The sequence below is a fragment of the Roseateles sp. DB2 genome (assembly GCF_051857535.1).
Classification (GTDB): Bacteria; Pseudomonadota; Gammaproteobacteria; order Burkholderiales; family Burkholderiaceae_C; genus Roseateles_B.
In genome coordinates this window covers 1-1,307 of the sequence record NZ_JBPZGY010000046.1, presented here as the reverse complement: position 1 = coordinate 1,307, position 1,307 = coordinate 1, and the positions used below count along the sequence as shown (strand labels likewise).

Sequence of the window (1,307 nt, the reverse complement as noted above, 5' to 3'; positions counted from 1 at the left end):
CCGGAGAAGGTGGTGCTGCTGTTGTCTCCACCCGCACTGAGCGTGTTGGCGCCGAGATTGACCGTACCCGCGCCCGCCAGCGAGCCTATGGTCTCGTTGGCGGACAGGTTCAGCACGCCGCCCGCGCCCAGGGTCAGGGCGGAGCTGTCTGACAGCGCGGCCCCGCCGCTGAGAGTCAGGGCGCCTGCGCTCAGGGTCGTGCTGCCGGTGTAGGTGTTGGTGCCGGAGAGGCTCAGGGTGCCGCTGCCCTGCTTGGTGAGCCCGCCTGTGCCGCTGATGGCGCCGGAGAAGGTGGTGCTGGCGTTGCCGCTGGTGGTGAGGGTGTTGCTCCCCAGGGCCACGGTGCCGGCCCCCGCCAGGGAAGCGATGGTCTCGGCACCGGCCAGGGTCAGCAGGGCGCCACTGGCCACGGTCACGGCGGAGCCGTCGGCCAGGGCCGCCCCCCCGCTCAGCGTGAGTTCGCCAGCGGAGACGGTGGTGCTGCCGGTGAAGGTGTTGGTGCCGCTCAAGGTCAGCGTCCCGGAACCCTGCTTGGTCAAGCCCCCGGTGCCGCCGATGACGCCGGAGAAGGTGGTGCTGCTGTTGTCTCCACCCGCACTGAGCGTGTTGGCGCCGAGATTGACCGTACCCGCGCCCGCCAGCGAGCCTATGGTCTCGTCGGCGGACAGGTTCAGCACGCCGCCCGCGCCCAGGGTCAGGGCGGAGCTGTCTGACAGCGCGGCCCCGCCGCTGAGAGTCAGGGCGCCCGCGCTCAGGGTCGTGTTGCCGGTGTAGGTGTTGGTACCGGAGAGGCTCAGGGTGCCGCTGCCCTGCTTGGTGAGCCCGCCTGTGCCGCTGATGGCGCCGGAGAAGGTGGTGCTGGCGTTGCCGCTGGTGGTGAGGGTGTTGCTCCCCAGGGCCACGGTGCCGGCCCCCGCCAGGGAAGCGATGGTCTCGGCACCGGCCAGGGTCAGCAGGGCGCCACTGGCCACGGTCACGGCGGAGCCGTCGGCCAGGGCCGCCCCCCCGCTCAGCGTGAGTTCGCCAGCGGAGACGGTGGTGCTGCCGGTGAAGGTGTTGGTGCCGCTCAAGGTCAGCGTCCCGGAACCTTGCTTGGTCAAGCCCCCGGTGCCGCCGATGGCACCGGAGAAGGTGGTGCTGCTGTTGTCTCCACCCGCACTGAGCGTGTTGGCGCCGAGATTGACCGTACCCGCGCCCGCCAGCGAGCCTATGGTCTCGTCGGCGGACAGGTTCAGCACGCCGCCCGCGCCCAGGGTCAGGGCGGAGCTGTCTGACAGCGCGGCCCCGCCGCTGAGAGTCAGGGCGCC

General features: G+C 71.5%; 1 protein-coding gene. It reads right to left on the bottom strand.

All coding sequences use genetic code 11. The features are described 5' to 3' along the window. Positions 1-1,307 (bottom strand): beta strand repeat-containing protein (locus tag ACS5PK_RS22610; RefSeq protein WP_439442516.1); only part of this gene is annotated, 1,307 nt, incomplete at both ends.